Here is a 17,911-nt window from a genome sequence, read left to right as displayed (position 1 = left end):
GGCGATTTTCATGACAAATTAGAGTCATACCAACAACGAAAACCAAGTGCCGATTTATAGTATTTATTTACAACTAATAAAGGAGACGATAAAAGGATACGTCGACACATTACTAGAGGCATTGGTGTAGTTAGTGGTAAGGCAAGATGATAAGAGCAAGAATGCTACCTCATCTGTTGATTGTAAGTTACAAATAAAAGGACAACAATATGAATGTTTCTATCAGTGGTCATCATATCAGCGTTACCGAAGCTATGGACACAGCAGTACGCGAGAAGCTTGAAAAAGTAGAGCGTCACTTCGATCAGATACAAAGTATTCAAGTGATTTTATCGTTAGACAATAGCGGTGCTAGCGACGGCGGTAAAAAGAGCCATAAAGCTGAAGCAATTATGCGTGTCTCGGGTCAAGAAATGTTTGTCCAAGCGTATGAAGATGATATGTATAAAGCCATTAACGAGATGGCAGACAAGCTAGATAGACAAGTACGTAAATATAAAACCCGTCAAGAGCGCAAAAAGACTCAGGGTGCAGGACGCGATAGTCGCTATCAGGATCTAACCCCTGCAGAAGCAGTACCAGCAGCATAGTTCGAGTTTAAAAATTTGAACACTATCGTTACAAGCTAGTGAAAGTAGACTAAGAGAATAAAAATTTATAAGTAGCTACTGCATTAGTTTGTAATTGACGTAAAAAAAGACCTTAACGTGTAATACGTTGAGGTCTTTTTTAGCATTAGTAAACTTAGAACGAAAATGAACTAGCTATCAGCTCAAGCTTATCTGTCTAAACATTATTAACCACCGCCGACGGCTTGTACTACTTCGATATTCATACCTTCTACGATATGTAGTTGAGCAAGCTCGCTCTTTGGCATCAGCTCACCGTCTACTTCTACAGCGTAACGACCCTGACTAAGACCAAGCTCATTGATAACCAGTTGTACAGTCTGATGAGTGGTTTGCAAGCTTTTACCATTGACAGTAATGGTGCTCATAATAAATACTCCCTGATATTTTGAAATTCCTGTTTATCTGCTATTAACTACGAATCTTTCATTATATTAATAATGATTCGTTGCAGCTGATGCAAAGAGCTAAAACTTACAACAACTACAACTATTAAACAGCTCAGTTAACTGATTCTTTTAATCGAAAGGCGGAAACGGCCAACCATAGCCAACCTGCAATCATAAGAACGCCGCCAATAGGCGTAATCGCACCGAACCAACGCGATGCACCAAGCGTCATAGCATATAAGCTACCAGCGAAAATGATAATGCCAATTTGTAGTAACCAAGCGGTCGTCTGAGTAATATATTTCAAACGAATCATTAAACCCACAAATAGTAGTCCAAGCGCATGTACAAACAAATATAGCGTTGCCGTATGCCACCACTCGAGCTGCTGCATGCTGACATGACCTTCTAGACCATGCGCACCAAATGCACCTAAGGCCACAGCGATAGCCATATTAATTGCTGCAATACCGATCCAATTTAACATTGAACAACTCGTATCATCTTAAGGCTACTGAATATCATCTGGCAAAATTACACTATCAATGGTCATCGCATCACGGATTTTGTCCATGGCATTTTTCTCAATCTGACGGACGCGTTCGGCTGAGATAGAGTAAACTGCGGCTAACTCATGCAAGGTGGATTTTTGCTCAGATAACCAACGTTGTTCGACGATATCACGTGAACGATCATCCAAAGTACCCATAGCAGCGATGAGTGCTGATGAGTTGTTTTCTTCCCAATCCGCTTCCTCTAACTGCTCAGCTGGATCGATGCCATCTTCCAAAAATAGCTGAGGGGCGTAGCGACCATCATCATCGTCGCTTGATTGCGCCTCAAACGAAGCGTCATAAGAAGTCAGACGTGATTCCATTTCTAACACTTGCTTGCGCGTGACATTCAAGTCATTAGCAATAGCATCCGCTTCTTCTAGTGTCAGCTGATTATTGGTCTTCTTAAGGCTACGCAAGTTAAAGAATAATTTACGATGAGCCTTGGTGGTCGCAACCTTCACAATACGCCAGTTGCGAATCACAAACTCATGAATTTCAGCTTTAATCCAATGCACAGCAAACGATACCAAACGTACGCCTTTATTTGGGTCAAAACGTTTGACCGCTTTCATCAATCCTAAGTTACCTTCTTGGATTAAATCTGCTTGCGGCAATCCGTAACCCGAGTAACTACGTGCGATATGAATTACAAAACGTAGATGCGACATCACCAGTAGTCGAGCGGCTTCAACATCACCTTCATCATAATAGCGATGCGCCAACTCTTGCTCTTGTACCGGCGTCAAAATCGGGATTTGATGGACAGTATTGATATACGCACCCAAGTTGACCCCTGGCGCTGACAGGTGAGTTGGCATAGCTGGTACTAAGTCGCGCGTACTGGTATTGCCCAATGTACTCGCGTCATAGGGCGGTCGCTGAGCAGCGGCCTTTAATGCAGCATCGCGTGCATCGTTTTTTATAGGAGCTGAGCCATCTTTTTTATTTGTATTTACAGCATCAGTAGAAGTATTAGCCATATTCTTGACCTTGGTTAAATAGTTAAGCAAATAGTCAGATAAAAATCTTTACGATTTAATTGTAAAGGATAGCAGCGCTTAGTTGCTATCAGTTTTGGTAATGATGAAGTGATATATTGTAGCGAAACGCTGTAATGATGTGCCATCAACTGACGAATGGTCAGTAACTTCATTGACCACTAGCTCTAAACAATCTGCCGACTGTGATTGCTGACTTTGTCGACAAAACGCTGTGATATCAGCCTGCGAGTTAGGATCGGTTGCAACCATGTACAGCGACTCACCAACTGTTACGTCACGTAATGCGACCTTAGTTTTTAACAATGGCATCGGACATGCAAGACCACGTCCATCAACGAAACCTTTTATATTTAGTTCAGATTGCACTGTCGCTATATTATCTGAGTTATGACCTTCAGTCGGTAGCAACTCTAGTAAACTCGCAATGTCATTCTGCTGTGTATCAGTCAAATTCGCTGATAACTGTATAGAGTGCGACACACGTTCGATGACTAATTCACTGGCAGCGGGCATAACTTAAACCTTGTAGATATCTATATTTTAATTTGTTTTATCAGCGAGAGGCTCTGATATTGAGTACGAACATAATCCATCAATCATAAGTTATGAGGTCGTCATCACAGTCATCTAAACCTACTATCATTGTTGCTTATTATACCAAATAGACAATGTATAGTTGCAGTTGAATATAATCAACGCTGTGTTCGGTTCACTAGAATCACATAACCAAGAGTTGCACGATTAGCAATTGGCCTATTAGTAGTTATAAGTTTGAGATTTACTGCATAAATAATAACCCAATGAATAATTACACAGCCATGTTGCGCAATCGTGACGGGTGGCTAAGTTATTGGTAGTTAAGTTCAATGTAGAATTGACCTTGGTTAAACAAGCTCGTATAGTCGAAAAGACGTCGTCAATTATCTTATAGGATATGCACTTGTACCACGCTAATAGAACGAAGCGACCCGACAGCAACAACTCTTTAGTAGCCAAAAGCTCTGCAGGCTTACCAATTATATTGTCTAAGCAAAAAGGTAAACGTCATTTTATGAGTTTAACTTTGCTAAATAACGTCAAGGTAGGGTTGTCAGTAATGCTACTAGCCATGGCTAGTGGTGCGCATAGTCGTGAGAGTCAAACGCTGCCATTTGCTGGTAGCTCGTGGCAAGACACAGATTCGCAAACGCTAGATCTACCAAACCTGCGTGGACAAGGCTTGAGCTTTGCTGAGCAATATCAGAATAAAATGCTTGGCGAGTGGTCATTACAGAATATCAATGGCCGCGTCAGAATGGAACATGATCCTTGGGTACAAGAAACGATAAAAGACATGACGTGGCGTCTCAATGCCCAAGCTCGTCAGCAAGCACCACTTGGTGTCGTTATCATTGATAATCCTAGTATTAATGCCTTTGCAGCGCCTGGTGGCGTAATCGGTATCAATACTGGGACGATCCTGTCAGCTAGTAGCATGGATGAGCTGGCAAGCGTCGTCGCGCATGAAGTCGCACATATCAGTCAACGACACTACGAAAGCGGCGCTGACGAACGTAAAAAAGCATTGCTGATGCAGCTAGGCGGTATGCTAGCTGCGATTGCTGCCTCAGCTGTCGATGGTGATGCCGCTGCGGCTGTGATGATGGGCAGTCAAACGGCTTCTATGAATAGCAGCATGGCGTTTAGCCGTAGTAATGAACGCGAGGCTGACCGAGTTGGGATGCAGATTATGACCCAAGCGAGTTATGATCCTCGGGCGATGCCACGGTTCTTTACTACGATGAATCAACAGAGTCAGTTAAATCAAGTTGAGAATCAATTCTTACCGAGCTTTGTACGCTCACATCCTCTGAGTAATGAGCGGTTGAGCGAGTCACAAAGTCGCGCTCAGCAGTATCCAGTGCTCTCATTGAGCCAGCAGCAGCGCCATCAAGCATTGTTTGATTTGTTGTATTGGCGTGTGCAAGTGACTGGTAAACATGCATCCGAAGTCACACTGACAACGGCCGCTAAAAACAGTCTTGGGGCCAAACTTGCGCTAATGCATTGGTATGGAGAGCAGCAGCGCTTTACAGATGCTAATAAGGTATTGGCCGAGATAAATGCGTTATCAAGCACGCAGCGTCAAAATTTAGAGCCTCTATTGTCGATTACCCACAGTCAGCTACTAAGTGAACAAGGTAAGTGGCAACAAACTGTAGATGTCTTAGAGAGCCAACAGCGCCTATATCCTGAGCGCCGTGACTTACGCCTCTATCTAGCCGAAGCGCTGACTAATAGTAATCAACCGATAAAAGCCCAAGCGCTGTTGAAGCCACTAACAGAACAGCAGCCAAGCGATCGTTATGCATGGCAAAGCTTACAACTTGCCAATGAAAAACTTGCTAAGACCACCACCTCACCACAGTTAGCCAATATCGCGACGATTAATGCATTGCGCTATCGCAGTTATGATCAGCTATGGAATGGGCGTTATGAGAGTGCGCTGACCTCTTTGACACAAGCCAAACAGTTGACGGAAAATCTGCAAACCACAGATCAGGCCAATAGTGCGCGTCCGTTATTGGCCAATATTAATGCAGAACTCAAAGCAATAAAAACCGCCAAAGACTTTAAGCCCTAGGCGGTTATTTGTACAGATTAGCCTGCCAATCAATAGCAAGTGCTAGCCTTGTAGCGCGTCTTTGACCATTTTAGAAATCAAAGCAGGATCAGCACGGCCAGCTGTTTTGTTCTTTAAGACACCCATGACGCTGCCCATATCGCGCATAGACGTAGCACCTTGCTCAGCGATTTCAGCATTTACCAATGCCATGATCTCGTCTTGATTCATTTGCTGCGGCATAAACTCGTTGATAATATCAATCTCAAACTGCTCCTTGGTGGCCAAGTCATTACGGCCATTTTCTGTAAAGATAGTTAGTGACTCTTGACGCTGCTTTAGCTGTTTTTGCAAAACTTCTAATACTTGCGCATCATCAAGTTCTGTCTGACGGTCAATCTCGATTTGTTTCACTACTGACTGTACATTGCGCAGTACTTTGACGCGCTCAAGCTCACGAGCTTTCATTGAAACTTTGATATTATCTGATAACGTCTGTTTAAGTTGGCTCACTGCTATTATCCTTATCGATCTGTTAAATGCTATTCGTTAGAGGTCGTTTGTTAAATTTTAGAACAAAACCTGCTGATAGTGGTTTTAATAAAAAATTATGTCAGCAGTAATAACAAAAATTGTAGCATAAAAAACGCCACTGATATCGATTGATAACAGTGGCGTTAGTGTAGCGCTTGTACTTAGCTAATCAGATTACTGATTAGTACATACGAGTGGTACGAATAGTTTCGCGTTGTAACTTCTTCTTATAACGCTTTACGGCAGCAGCTTTTTTACGCTTACGTACTTGCGTTGGTTTTTCATAAAACTCACGCTTACGTACGTCTGATAATACACCAGCTTTTTCACAAGCACGTTTGAAACGACGGATAGCGATATCAACTGGTTCGTTTTCTTTAACCTTAACTGCAGGCATGAAGACTCCTCGATTAGGATGAGATATAAGGGCATTAGTTTGGCTGTGTATTAGTATTTAGCCGTAATATCTCAAGATTACAGGCATCAGCTCAAACTAGGACAATTCTCACGCATTAGCGTAAGGGCAGATATTTTAATAAAAAATATCAACAAAGTCAATGATTTTAAGCATTTATTGCTGATAAGGTGTTCAATTAGATAGCTATTTGAATTTGGCTCTCAAACTATGAATTCGACATATATACAACGCTTTATCAATAAAAAATCCCTACCGTCTATAACGGTTTGATTGGAGTTTATGCTATGATAATTCCCATATTATAGGGTCTATCGAACATTCAAATATTAGGGCTGCTGATGGCTAAAGTTACACCAAACTAGGCGAAAACCGACGATAATGTCGAGACCTTAGCCTAGATTTTCAACAACGGTTGGGGTAATTTTAGCATCAGCCTTGAGAACGGATCGAGCAAAGCACTGCTTTGCCCGTTCGCAAGGCAAGAGCTATGCTCGAGTGGAGGGCAGTACTCTTTTTTGTCAATATATGGCGAAATGGTTTAACCTAGAATGACTAGGCTTCAACAATTTCACCATATATTGTATAAAAAATAATGACTGCCAGCACCACATTTGAAAGTTCAATAGACCCTAGTAAGCCTATGAACCGTTTTGTGTGTATTTTATTGAGGATGTTGGAATGAAAAAAACAGTATTTAACACGGCATTAAGCACCGCACTTATCGTAGCTTTAGGTGTGAGCGTGAGCGCTTGTAGTGGCGGCGAAGAGCATGAAGAAGTAATGGCAATCGATCGCGTTGACGAAGCTGCTGAACTTGCCATCAAAAATGCGCCACCAGCTGAAGAAATGGAATTCCCAGAGACAGCACCAATGCCAGCGGCTGATGCTGCGGGTACAGAAGCTGATGGTACAGCTACTGCCGAAGCAGGAACGGCTGACGCTGATACTGCAGAAGCAACAGCTACCGATAGTGCGGATACAGCCGCTGCTCCTACTGACAGTGCTGATATGGCGGCTACTGAAGATACAGCTGAAGCCACTGCCGAGTAAACTAGAATCTAGTGCTGAATTGACTATTAGCTCAATGGGCTATTAAACAGTCGTTGGTCGTATATGTAAGTACTTTAAGCTTATATAACGTATCTCTAATTGATTGCAGACTGACTAAGTAAGGGTAAAACCATGATTGATATACAACCGTATATGAACAAGCTGAAATTGTCTGTGATCGGCATGAGCGTGGCATTTGCTGTGAGTGCTTGTAGCGGTGATAACACAGCTACGGAAGAGTCTGCAGTAGCCGATGAACCTGCTACCGCTATAGAAGAAACAGCTGTAGCCGAAACCGAAGGCACGACGTCTGAGTCTGTGGTTGAGTCAGAAACAGATACAGAGTCAAAAGCAGCAACAGAGTCTGCTGACATAGTAGATGAGGCAGTGGCAACACCTGAAACTGATTCTGAACCTGAAATGTTGGCAGCAGATGCAGGTGCTAAAATGTATGAATCAAACTGTCAGGTGTGTCATGCTGCAGGTTTGCTCGATGCGCCAAAGTATGGTGATACAGCGGCTTGGACAGCTCGTCTGACCAAAGATAAAGAGACGCTGTACATGCACTCGGCTAAAGGCTTTAATAAAATGCCAGCACAAGCGGTGAATGGTGTGACCGAAGCACAAGTTAAAGCAGCTGTTGATTATATGCTAGCGTCGGTAAGTTGATACGGTATATATAGAGTATGTCAGCTATTGAAATTTGCTAAACTGGCCGTCATTGTGACTGACAATGACGGTTTTTTTATGCACGTTTTTTGTCATGCTAGTCTAAGAATATACAGCTGTATCAAGCGAATTCGAGATAGTGTGTGGCTGATTGTATTATAGTCGGTGAACTACTAAACCGCTACGGCGTTACCCTCCTTAGATGTACTACTTGTACAATCTGCAGTCGGCTGCCTTGTACTCATTTTAGAGTTCTTTGACTATAGTTATCCAGTTTCTCAAAATGATGTAAGATAAAAGTGCGATAAAAATAGCACGAAAACGAAAGTATAAAGGCAAAAGTATGAAAGTATTGGGCTTAGAGACCTCTTGTGATGAGACGGGGCTGGCGATTTTTGATAGTGAGCAAATAAATAGCGACAACCAAGGTTTGGTCGGGCAGGTACTGTACTCTCAGATTGAGCTGCACGCCCTTTATGGCGGCGTTGTGCCTGAGCTTGCTAGCCGCGATCATATTCGTAAGCTCGTGCCGTTATTGAACGAGCTGCTAGAACAGTGCGATATGAAAAAAACCGACATTGATGCGATTGCTTATACCAAAGGGCCTGGTCTTATTGGTGCATTGATGACAGGCGCACTATTTGGACGTAGCTTGGCATATGGTTTGGATATTCCAGCGATTGGTATTCATCATATGGAAGGGCATCTTTTGGCGCCGCTTATGGGCGCGAACCCTCCGGCGTTTCCTTTTGTCTCGCTACTAGTATCCGGTGGGCATACGTTACTGATTGCTGCTCACGGTGTTGGACAATACGAGATATTAGGCGAGTCGATAGATGATGCGGCGGGTGAATGCTTTGATAAAGCGGCTAAGATGCTAGGCCTGCCTTATCCTGGCGGCCCTAATATTGCCAAACTGGCAGAAACTGGTAATCCTGACGCTTACGCACTCCCAAGACCAATGCTACATCGGGGTTTAGACTTTTCGTTTAGTGGTATGAAAACAGCCGTACATAATCTGATTAAAGATACGCCACATTCAGGAGGGTCGGGTAATGGCGCTGATAGTGATCCACAGATTCGTGCTGATATTGCCGCGAGTTTCCAGCATGCAGTGGTCGACACGCTAGTGAAAAAATGTGTCAAAGCACTTAAGCAAGCAGATATGAGCCGCTTAGTAATTGCGGGCGGGGTCAGTGCCAATACCCATCTGCGTAAGATGTTAGAGGCTGAACTGGCTAAGATCAATGCGACGGTTCATTATGCACCGCCTGCGCTATGTACGGACAATGGCGCGATGATTGCTTACGCAGGTTTTGAGCGCTTGCAAGCTGGACAGTCTGATGATTTGGCTGTTAGTTGTATTCCGCGTTGGCCGATGACAGAATTGCCAGCCGTATAAATGAGCATTTGGTCCAACACGTTTACATGAATTAAGGACAGTCTATGCAGTGGCTTGCTATTGGTTTGGGCGCAGCATTCGGTGCTTGTCTGCGAGCTTGGCTATCGCGTTTCAATGCATTGCACGGTTGGGTGCCACTCGGTACCCTGAGCGCCAATATCTTAGGTGGACTACTGATAGGGCTGGCACTAGTGTGGTTTGAGCGCATGGGAAGCAACTTATCTGATCATGTACGCGTGTTTGTGATAACTGGTTTTTTGGGCGGGTTAACTACCTTTAGTACGTTTAGTGCAGAGGTATTTGGCTTTATTCATGACGGGCGGTTGCTAGCAGGTTTAGCGCTCATCGGTTTGCATGTTGGGTTAACGTTACTGGCAACCGCGCTTGGCTTTTATTTCTTTAAGGTCGTGCTTTGAGCTTTTATCAATACTACCTGCTTAATCAGGGGTCTGATTTAAGTAGTTACCGAAATACAGTCTGTTTTAAGTAGTCTATTAATAGGTTTTTGGAGTGAAATAGCTGGTTCCTTTGGGGTATACATTAGGATGACCAACCTCTTATGGCGTCCAATCATATCTAAACAGGAAATTACTCTATGTATGGAATATAGTTATCAAACTCCCAATGAAAATATTTTGATAAGCTAGTCGACTGTTCATCTGAATTTTTATTAGAAGTATTCTCTTTCACTAAAGTTTTAACGAAATTAAGCAAACTATACTTATCAAATACCTTCGTTACGAATACACCCTTTTCTCTAAAAAAAATATCGTTTTGCTCGATAACTGCTCTATCAGATTTTTCTCTATAATCATTTACTAAATTGAAATAGTATATGTCACTCCCAATTTCATTACCTAACAGTAGATTAACTGTTAAATTGAAATAATCGTCACCTTGTAGTTCAAGATCATCAAAATCTTGATGATCTTCAAACGATATATATTGTACTGTGAGCATTTCTTAATCCCTCACTTTAAATGGCCGTTTACGATAAGAAGCTTTTATTCAGATGAACTAGAAAACACATAAAATAGTATTAGAACTAGTGACAAAGGCTACGGTTCGATGCCTGTATAGCGCACCGAACACGATTTAATGTAAATTAGCTCAATCGACAGGAATCTAGGATTTATGAAGCTTAACGACTAGCCTCACTAATACATACTTCTTGTGTACTATAGGGGTTTGTTATGCCACTACATTTTTTAGCTTTTACTAGGTAGTTACATTAGGCTTGGGGTATATTCACCTTTGAGTTGGATGCCAATACTTGTTGATGAAAGTAAAAACTATTAGTACTGATGAAACTATAGTGCCTAATATAAGAAATATCACGATATCTCGTTTAAGCGTCTCTAAGATAGCCTCGTCTTTAAATATGCGTACTAAGGTTAATAATATAAATACGACAAATCCAACATAGTATCCTTTTAAAAAACTCGTCCAAAACGGGTGGTCCTTTATATGCCAAGACAAAAATATTCCAATCGCTATCTCCCTAATAAAATCCGTCACTTTTTAAGATCCTTTTATGATTGATTTTTAGTCCATTATAAATATGGAAGAGCCTATACCATGGAGAAAGTTTTTTTAAACTATTATCAATCCAATCTTGGCGTAGAGATTTAGCTTGGGTGCATTTCATCTCGATAAGTACACTACCGAGTACACTGTGACCGCCTAAATAAGTAAGACCATTGATGTCAGCTCTACACAGCCGAACCTTCAAGTCCTCACTAGGGAACCATCATTTTCCCCAACGCCTATCATAACGTAAGAAAGCAAACGATATTTATAACCAAAAAATGTAATAAACAGTGGAGTATTAAACTGGCTTCACTATCCCTTCCAATAAGCTCGCAAATCCCTGCATATACGCCGTATCTCGACTTGAGGTACGCGTCGCTGCGTACAGCTGACAATGAACCCCTTCTCCTAGTGGTCGTGATACGACCCAGCCTTTTCTCTCGTATTCAGCAACCACCCAATCAGGCAATGCTGCTACGCCGCGTTCACTGGCAACCAACTGAATTAGCATCGCGGTCAGCTCTGTCGTACGAACACTCTCAAAGCTTACCTGTGCTGGCGTCATAAAATTGGCAATGATGTCGAGACGCTTAGCCTCTACTGGATAGGCAATCAATGTCTCGTTAATCAAATCATTGGGGTCAATAAATTTTTGAGCAGCTAAATCATGTGTTGGTGACAGCACCAAACGACTCTCATATTCAAACAATGGCTGATAACTGATACCGTCGAGCGGTAAATCACTGGTAGTGATAAGCAGATCAATATCACCTTCCATGAGTAGATGATGCGGCTCAGGTTCAAACCCTGTGGCAAAGTCCAGCTCGACATCTGACCATTCACGGCGATAGTGGTTAAGTATCGGCATCAGCCAATCAAAGCAGCTGTGGCACTCTGATGCTAGGCGTAATCTACCTGCTTGACCATGTGCTAAGCGTTTAAGGTTAGATTTGGTGCGAGTTACTTGCGGTAGGATAGTGTCTGCCAATGCCAATACTGCTTTACCTGCTGGCGTAAAACTAAGCGGGCGCGTCCGGCGATTGACCAAGCTGATGTCGTAATAGTTCTCAAGCTCTTTTAATTGATGCGAAACGGCAGAGGCGGTAACGTGCAGTTCATCGGCCGCTGCTGCAAGTGAACCATGCGCCCGTAGCGCGGTTAATGTATTAAGATGACGTAGCTCAAGCATAATATAACCTAACCGCTAAGGTGAGAAAAATTCATTATAGTCAATATAGCGCTGACTTTCACTCATAGTCCATTATTAATAAGCAGTTAATAAGCAATTAGTTAGCAATCAACATCTAGCGCTTGCGTAACAACAACTGTGAGATAACCACCAATACTAGTGAAGCAACCAGCAATAACGTACCAATGGCGTTGACTTCTGGCTTGAGTCCTACGCGCACCATAGAATAAATGCGCAGCGGTAAAATCTCATAGCTAGGCCCTGTGACAAAGGTCGACACCACTACATCATCTAGCGATAAAGTGAAAGCTAGCAACCAGCCTGCCATGACCGCAGGCAAGATAACTGGGATCAATACGGTGCGCACCATGGTTGATTCGTTAGCACCCAAGTCGCGTGCCGCTTCCATTAAACGCTCATCCAAGCTACTCAATCGCGCAAAGACGGTAATCACAACAAAGGGCAGGCAAAAAGTAATGTGCGCCAATAGCAGCGAGACAAAGCCCAATTGCAAACCAATCAGTAAGAACAATGCCAATAATGAAATAGCCAATACAATCTCAGGCGACATCATCAGGACAAACAGCAGCCCATTTAGTAAGCCTTTACCACGAAAATTATAACGGTGTAACGCCAGCGCTGTAAGCGTGCCTATCAAAGTTGAGACGGTGGCTGCCACCAACCCTAAGACAATCGAGTGCCAAAATGCATCGAGCATCGCTTGGTTATTGAATAGTGACTCGTACCACTTTAAGCTAAAGCCGCCCCAGTTATAACCGATTTTTGACTTATTAAAGGACATTACCACTAAGACAATGATGGGCAGGTACAACAAGGCATAAATCAGTCCGAGATAGCCTTTAGCAGCGATACTACCAATCTTGAGCGGACGAGTTTTTTTGTTCGGTGAGCTATAAGACATTAGGCCACCTCGTTAAAGTCGGTCTTGCCAATGCGGCGGCTACTGGCACGGTAGGCCAGTAATAATACCGCCATTGCCAGTGTCAATAATACGCTGGCTGCTGCGCCAAAGGGCCAATCACGCGCATCCAAAAATTGGTTTTTGATGATATTACCAACCAATAAATTACGAGAACCACCCAAGATATCTGCCACATAAAACATGCCCATCGCAGGCAATAGCACGAGCAGTACACCAGAGATAATCCCAGGGGTCGTTAATGGCAGTACCACATGCCAAAAGGTCTGTGTTTTAGTTGCGCCCAAATCCTGAGAAGCCAGTAGCATGTCATTGCGTAAGTCAGTAAATACGGCATATAGCGGCAGTACCATAAACGGAAATAACAAGTAAGTTAGTCCTGCAATCACCGCACCTTGCGTGTATAAAATATCGATTGGCGTATCAATCACGCCGATGGCAAGCAATGATTTATTAATCAAACCATTATTGGCAAATAGTAACTTGAGCGCATACGTCCGTACTAAGGAATTGGTCCAAAATGGCAGTATCAGTAGTAGCATCAGTAATGGCTGCCAACGTACTTTTGCTTTGGATATTAGCCATGCAAAAGGATAGCCAAGCAGCAGACAGATAACCGTTGTAATACCTGCCATCCATAATGAGTGGACAAATACCTCAAAATACAATGGGTCAATCATCCGAACATAGCTGTCGATGCTGACAGGTAAGCTGATAAAGGCACTACTATCACGGGTTAAAAAACTGACAGCGATGACTAGGATATTTGGTAATAGTGCAAATATCAGTAGCCAACCCCAGATTAGCCAAAGCGTGGCGGTACGAAATGGACTTTTATTGCCTAAGTGGTTGCGAGCCATCAGCTACCATCCTTTTGTACAGTCGTGTCTGGCACAGCTTCAGAGTCTTCTGGCAATACCCATTCCCAGCCATCTACCCATGAGACTTTGACGCCCTCGTTTAGTTTGTAATCAAAGCTCGGGTCATCTTCATCAAAAAATTCAGAAGCCTTAATTATATGACCATTTGCTAGCTCAATAATCGAATCTAAGGTGCTACCTTTATAGTTACTCTCGATGACACGGCCTAACAGTCCGCTATGTTCATTGTCTTTTGGATCGTAGATACGCAGGTCTTCAGGACGCAGCAATAAATTGACGATATCGCCCACTTGTACATCATTGGCAAAATTGGGACGACGTAAGTTACGTAATGTGGTTGGTCTTTCTTGCGCTTGTGCTTCACAGACTTCGACCTCGATGCGTCCGTTGGTCACTTTACCATCGCGATCTGGCTGGTCTGGATGGACACCTTTGACCTCAGCTCTAAACAGATTGGTCTCGCCTATAAATTTTGCAGTAAACAGATTGGCAGGGGTTTCATAAATCTCGATAGGCGTACCGATTTGCTGGAACGTGCCATCTTTCATCACGGCAATACGGTCTGACATCGACAGCGCTTCTTCTTGGTCATGAGTCACGAAAACGAAGGTAATACCTAGCTCACGCTGCAGACGCTTTAACTCAGATTGCATTTGCAGGCGCAGTTTATGATCGAGCGCGGATAATGGCTCATCAAGCAATAGTAGTTTAGGACGGTTAATCACCGCACGAGCAATCGCAACTCGCTGCTGCTGACCACCAGATAGATCTTGTGGCTTACGGTTGGCTAAATGCTCTAGCTGTACCATCGCTAGCATCTCACTGACGCGTCTTTGGATTTCATCTTTTGGGACTTTTTTTAGCTTTAGGCCATAAGCCACGTTTTGGGCAACGCTCATATGAGGGAACAATGCATATTGCTGAAATACGGTATTGACCGGACGTTTATCAGCGGACAAGCCTGCCATCTGTACGCCATCCAAATATATCGCCCCAGCATTCGGCTGCTCAAAGCCTGCAATCAAGCGTAGTAATGTCGTCTTACCACAGCCTGATGGACCAAGTAACGTCAAAAACTCACCATGTTTAATATCAAGGTTGATGTCTTTTAGGACTTCGGTTTGATCATAGGTTTTTTTTAGACCAGTCAGTTGCAGCAGCACCTGATCATCATGAGGTGACGCAGAGGTGTTATGCGTATTTTGAGATAAATCGGTCATAATATCTGTTCCTAAGCGTCCAATAGCTATATACAGCTGGCTGTCATTATAGGGATTGGCATAAGCGTAAGCATGTTCGGATTGCTGCCTGAATGCTGCGTATTATAACAAACCCTTGATATAAGTCAGTGCAAGTTCGTTATAAGTTACGCGAGTCATACTATCGTAGCAGCGATATATACAGCTGTATTTTTAAATGTGACTACATTCACCTATCGATATTTAGACAAATTTTTTTACCGTTTTTTGGTTTTTATTCCTATACAATCACGTTATGGCTGACAAACATAACTAGCCTGATAGTTTGGCGATAATTAGCCAATCTGTGCTTGAATACATGTATGCGAAACAGCTTATAACTCTAATATTATTGATGATAAAGGATCTCTCATGCCTACCGATATACGTCCAACCACAGGTCAAGAAGCGCTTGAGCTTTTAAAAGCAGGTAATGCACGCTACGTTGATAGCCTCACCAGTACCGATGAGTATATGCAGCGCCGTCCAGAGTTGGTCAAGGATCAAAATCCATTGGCCATTATTTTGGGTTGTTCAGATGCACGAGTACCAGTTGAGATTGTTTTTGATCAAGGTTTGGGAGATTTGTTTGTTATACGAGTTGCGGGTAACGTGGTTGCACCATCGCAGATTGGTTCAATCGAGTTTGCAGCCGAAGCCTTTGGCACACAGTTAGTGGTAGTACTTGGTCACTCAAAATGCGGCGCTGTCACGGCTTGCGTTGAGACATTGATTAACCCTGAGCAGAACTATTCACCTAACTTGCAATCTATCGTTGACCGTATTCGCCCAAGCGTTTATAACTTGCACGAACTAGCAACTGCCAATGGTCAAGACGTCGATGCAGACGAGTTGGTCGATCGCTCTATCCGAGCTAACGTACGTATGTCAGTCAGTCAGCTAAAGCATGGCTCACGTGCATTAGAGGACTTAACCAATAGTGGTCAGCTATTGGTAGTCGGTGCTGAGTATGATCTTGAGACAGGAAAAGTGCGTTTTTTAGATAGCTAGTCAGTCTTAGATAGACTTAGATAACTAGATAGTTAAGGCACAAAGACGAACATACCTTGTTCATATTCTTACAAAACCCTATCAGTTATTTGGCCATTTTTTATTATGATAAGAGAACAACGCAAATCACGACAATCGTGATTTGCGTATCTATGCATTTATTTTTTGAATTATATTAGGATAATTATGTCTACTTCATCTAACAACAATAATGACTCAATAGACCAGCCTGCTAGCAGCGTTAGCACGGATGGCGTTCAGCCAATTTCATCACAGACGACCGGTTTTACTTTTAACCACACCATGCTACGTGTCAAAGACCCTGTTAAATCGCTAGAGTTTTACACTGGTGTCTTGGGTATGACCTTGCTTGCCGTTAAGAAGTTCCCTGACATGGGATTCGACTTATATTTCTTGGCTAAGTTGACCGAAAGCGAGCGCGAAAACTTGCCAACTGGCGATAATCTAGAAATCTTTGCCTTCCGTCAGCGTGGTATTTTGGAGTTGACGCATAACTATGGTACCGAGACAAAAGCTGATTTTAGCTACCATGATGGCAATCAAGATCCACAAGGCTTTGGTCATATTTGTTTTAGCGTTCCAAGCTTGGATGAAGCGGTTGCTTGGTTCGATAAAAACAACGTCGAATTCAAAAAACGTCCAGAAGATGGCAGCATGAAGAACATTGCTTTTATCAAAGATGTAGACGGCTACTGGATCGAAATTGTTCAGGCCGATTTGATGGGCTAAGTGTCATAACGATAGCACCTATTAAGATAAGTGCGTTAATAGGAATAAATAGAATAAAGGAGTATCACCCATATGCCTACCTCTGAGGCAGACACGACACTGAGTGCTGAGACAGCTGCGCAGTCTACGACAACGGATGGATTGACTTATCAAAGCATCCTTGGTTCGGCAAATGAGATATGGATTGGCTTTGTTGAGCGCATCCCATATTTTGCCGCATCAATTATCGTTATCCTAATTTTTTGGTTCTTATCGATTGTCTTCAAAAAAATCGTTCACAAATTATTAGGCAGTCGTAGTCGGCATCAGAACTTGGTTAAAGTGTTTCAGCGAGTAGGTGGGGCGCTTATTTTCTTTATTGGTTTTATGATAGCGATGGTTATTGCGGTGCCAGGGTTCACTCCTGCTAAGTTGATTGGCGCGCTCGGTATTGGTTCCGTTGCTATCGGTTTTGCTTTTAAGGATATCTTCCAAAATTTGCTCTCTGGTATCTTGCTACTAATTTCAGAGCCGTTTCGTATCGGTGATCAGATTGTCTCAGGCGACTATGAAGGAACAGTTGAAGATATCAAAATCCGCGCAACTACCATCAGGACTTATGATGGCAGGCAAGTAGTGATTCCAAATTCAGATCTCTATACTTCAGCATTGACCGTCAATACCGCTTATAAGCAGCGCCGTCTGCAAGTCGCAGTTGGTATCGGTTATGAAGATGATATTGAAGCGGCCAAAGCTGAGATTATAAAAGCATTAGATAAGATAGAGAGTGTCTCAAAGAAAGCAACGCCAAGCGTGATTGCTACTGGTTTCGGGGGTTCGTCCATTGATCTAATGGTACGCTGGTTTATCGAAGATGGTACGCAAGCCAATAAGGTTGCCTCGATTCATCAAGTAATTGTAGGTATCAAAAACTCGTTGGATGCAGCGGGCGTAAACATTCCATTCCCAATACGTACGATCGATTTGAGTGATCCTTCAGTAAATGCAATCGTTAATAAGATGAACGAGCAGCAAGACATTGTGGATGTGAATAAAACAGTAGCAGAGTAGCGCTCGGTGAAATATTCAATTAGTGTCAAAAACGTGATATCTAATAATATTTAGAAAACTAAAAAACCGCC

General features: G+C 42.9%; 20 protein-coding genes. 9 read left to right on the top strand and 11 right to left on the bottom strand.

Annotation, left to right across the window (positions count from 1 at the left end; all coding sequences use genetic code 11):
* Window positions 1–209 precede the first annotated feature (209 nt).
* The gene (gene hpf, locus ACI2IW_RS06655) at window positions 210–590 is read left to right on the top strand and encodes a ribosome hibernation-promoting factor, HPF/YfiA family (protein ID WP_057758130.1); all 381 of its coding nucleotides are present in this window, start codon (window positions 210–212) and stop codon (window positions 588–590) included.
* 206 nt (window positions 591–796) lie between these two features.
* Here the strand turns inward: hpf and thiS are convergent, their stop codons facing one another.
* The 4 genes from thiS to ACI2IW_RS06635 all read right to left on the bottom strand — a co-directional run bounded on the left by thiS (window position 797) and on the right by ACI2IW_RS06635 (window position 3,089).
* Window positions 797–997, bottom strand: a complete 201-nt coding sequence (gene thiS, locus ACI2IW_RS06650) for a sulfur carrier protein ThiS (RefSeq protein ID WP_404693112.1) — start codon at window positions 995–997, stop codon at window positions 797–799.
* Window positions 998–1,130: 133 nt separating this feature from the next.
* The gene (locus ACI2IW_RS06645) at window positions 1,131–1,505 is read right to left on the bottom strand and encodes a DUF423 domain-containing protein (RefSeq protein ID WP_404693111.1); all 375 of its coding nucleotides are present in this window, start codon (window positions 1,503–1,505) and stop codon (window positions 1,131–1,133) included.
* A gap of 24 nt (window positions 1,506–1,529) precedes the next feature.
* Window positions 1,530–2,393 carry an RNA polymerase sigma factor RpoH gene (gene rpoH, locus ACI2IW_RS06640; RefSeq protein ID WP_197099889.1) on the bottom strand — a complete coding sequence of 288 codons (864 nt, stop codon included), beginning with the start codon at window positions 2,391–2,393 and terminating at the stop codon, window positions 1,530–1,532.
* Between the two features lie 240 nt (window positions 2,394–2,633).
* Window positions 2,634–3,089 (bottom strand): sulfurtransferase TusA family protein, encoded by a 456-nt coding sequence (locus ACI2IW_RS06635; RefSeq protein WP_404693110.1) that lies wholly within the window; start codon window positions 3,087–3,089, stop codon window positions 2,634–2,636.
* A 538-nt stretch (window positions 3,090–3,627) separates the two neighbouring features.
* Between ACI2IW_RS06635 and ACI2IW_RS06630 the strand changes: the two genes are divergently transcribed.
* Window positions 3,628–5,199 carry a M48 family metalloprotease gene (locus tag ACI2IW_RS06630; RefSeq protein WP_404693109.1) on the top strand — a complete coding sequence of 524 codons (1,572 nt, stop codon included), beginning with the start codon at window positions 3,628–3,630 and terminating at the stop codon, window positions 5,197–5,199.
* Between the two features lie 42 nt (window positions 5,200–5,241).
* On the opposite strand, the gene ACI2IW_RS06625 is transcribed toward ACI2IW_RS06630, so the two are convergent.
* Together ACI2IW_RS06625 and rpsU are read right to left on the bottom strand one after the other, a co-directional pair.
* Window positions 5,242–5,691 (bottom strand): GatB/YqeY domain-containing protein, encoded by a 450-nt coding sequence (locus tag ACI2IW_RS06625; protein WP_404693108.1) that lies wholly within the window; start codon window positions 5,689–5,691, stop codon window positions 5,242–5,244.
* Window positions 5,692–5,893: 202 nt separating this feature from the next.
* Window positions 5,894–6,109, bottom strand: a complete 216-nt coding sequence (gene rpsU / locus ACI2IW_RS06620; protein ID WP_010195908.1) for a 30S ribosomal protein S21 — start codon at window positions 6,107–6,109, stop codon at window positions 5,894–5,896.
* Between the two features lie 699 nt (window positions 6,110–6,808).
* Between rpsU and ACI2IW_RS06615 the strand changes: the two genes are divergently transcribed.
* From ACI2IW_RS06615 to crcB, 4 genes are all read left to right on the top strand, one after another.
* On the top strand, window positions 6,809–7,180 hold the full coding sequence (locus tag ACI2IW_RS06615) for a hypothetical protein (protein WP_404693107.1): 372 nt from the start codon (window positions 6,809–6,811) through the stop codon (window positions 7,178–7,180).
* A gap of 132 nt (window positions 7,181–7,312) precedes the next feature.
* Entirely contained in the window at window positions 7,313–7,849 is a 537-nt protein-coding gene (locus tag ACI2IW_RS06610) for a c-type cytochrome (RefSeq protein WP_404693106.1), read from the top strand.
* Between the two features lie 343 nt (window positions 7,850–8,192).
* Window positions 8,193–9,251: a tRNA (adenosine(37)-N6)-threonylcarbamoyltransferase complex transferase subunit TsaD gene (gene tsaD / locus ACI2IW_RS06605; RefSeq protein ID WP_404693105.1), complete on the top strand. Its 1,059-nt coding sequence runs from the start codon at window positions 8,193–8,195 to the stop codon at window positions 9,249–9,251.
* 44 nt (window positions 9,252–9,295) lie between these two features.
* Window positions 9,296–9,667 (top strand): fluoride efflux transporter CrcB, encoded by a 372-nt coding sequence (gene crcB, locus ACI2IW_RS06600; RefSeq protein WP_093067408.1) that lies wholly within the window; start codon window positions 9,296–9,298, stop codon window positions 9,665–9,667.
* Between the two features lie 172 nt (window positions 9,668–9,839).
* On the opposite strand, the gene ACI2IW_RS06595 is transcribed toward crcB, so the two are convergent.
* The 5 genes from ACI2IW_RS06595 to potA form a co-directional block, all read right to left on the bottom strand.
* Complete coding sequence (locus ACI2IW_RS06595) at window positions 9,840–10,211, bottom strand: Imm8 family immunity protein (protein WP_404693104.1); 372 nt, start codon at window positions 10,209–10,211, stop codon at window positions 9,840–9,842.
* An 868-nt stretch (window positions 10,212–11,079) separates the two neighbouring features.
* Complete coding sequence (locus tag ACI2IW_RS06590; RefSeq protein WP_404693103.1) at window positions 11,080–11,970, bottom strand: LysR family transcriptional regulator; 891 nt, start codon at window positions 11,968–11,970, stop codon at window positions 11,080–11,082.
* Window positions 11,971–12,085: 115 nt separating this feature from the next.
* A complete protein-coding gene (potC, locus tag ACI2IW_RS06585; protein WP_404693102.1) occupies window positions 12,086–12,892 on the bottom strand; it encodes a spermidine/putrescine ABC transporter permease PotC in 807 nt (268 codons plus the stop codon).
* On the bottom strand, window positions 12,892–13,770 hold the full coding sequence (gene potB / locus ACI2IW_RS06580; RefSeq protein WP_404693101.1) for a spermidine/putrescine ABC transporter permease PotB: 879 nt from the start codon (window positions 13,768–13,770) through the stop codon (window positions 12,892–12,894). Before potB ends, potC begins: the two co-directional genes overlap by 1 nt.
* Window positions 13,770–15,011: a spermidine/putrescine ABC transporter ATP-binding protein PotA gene (gene potA / locus ACI2IW_RS06575; RefSeq protein ID WP_404693100.1), complete on the bottom strand. Its 1,242-nt coding sequence runs from the start codon at window positions 15,009–15,011 to the stop codon at window positions 13,770–13,772. Before potA ends, potB begins: the two co-directional genes overlap by 1 nt.
* A 390-nt stretch (window positions 15,012–15,401) precedes the next feature.
* Between potA and ACI2IW_RS06570 the strand changes: the two genes are divergently transcribed.
* The 3 genes from ACI2IW_RS06570 to ACI2IW_RS06560 all read left to right on the top strand — a co-directional run bounded on the left by ACI2IW_RS06570 (window position 15,402) and on the right by ACI2IW_RS06560 (window position 17,840).
* Window positions 15,402–16,040 carry a carbonic anhydrase gene (locus ACI2IW_RS06570; protein ID WP_057758161.1) on the top strand — a complete coding sequence of 213 codons (639 nt, stop codon included), beginning with the start codon at window positions 15,402–15,404 and terminating at the stop codon, window positions 16,038–16,040.
* Between the two features lie 186 nt (window positions 16,041–16,226).
* Entirely contained in the window at window positions 16,227–16,790 is a 564-nt protein-coding gene (gene gloA, locus ACI2IW_RS06565; RefSeq protein ID WP_404693099.1) for a lactoylglutathione lyase, read from the top strand.
* A gap of 72 nt (window positions 16,791–16,862) precedes the next feature.
* Complete coding sequence (locus tag ACI2IW_RS06560) at window positions 16,863–17,840, top strand: mechanosensitive ion channel family protein (RefSeq protein WP_404693098.1); 978 nt, start codon at window positions 16,863–16,865, stop codon at window positions 17,838–17,840.
* The last annotated feature ends 71 nt before the right edge of the window (window positions 17,841–17,911 follow it).

This window comes from Psychrobacter sp. NPDC078501 (assembly GCF_044900935.1).
GTDB lineage: Bacteria > Pseudomonadota > Gammaproteobacteria > Pseudomonadales > Moraxellaceae > Psychrobacter.
The sequence above is the reverse complement of the archived record's forward strand: the minus strand, read 5'-3'. Positions and strand labels throughout refer to the sequence as shown.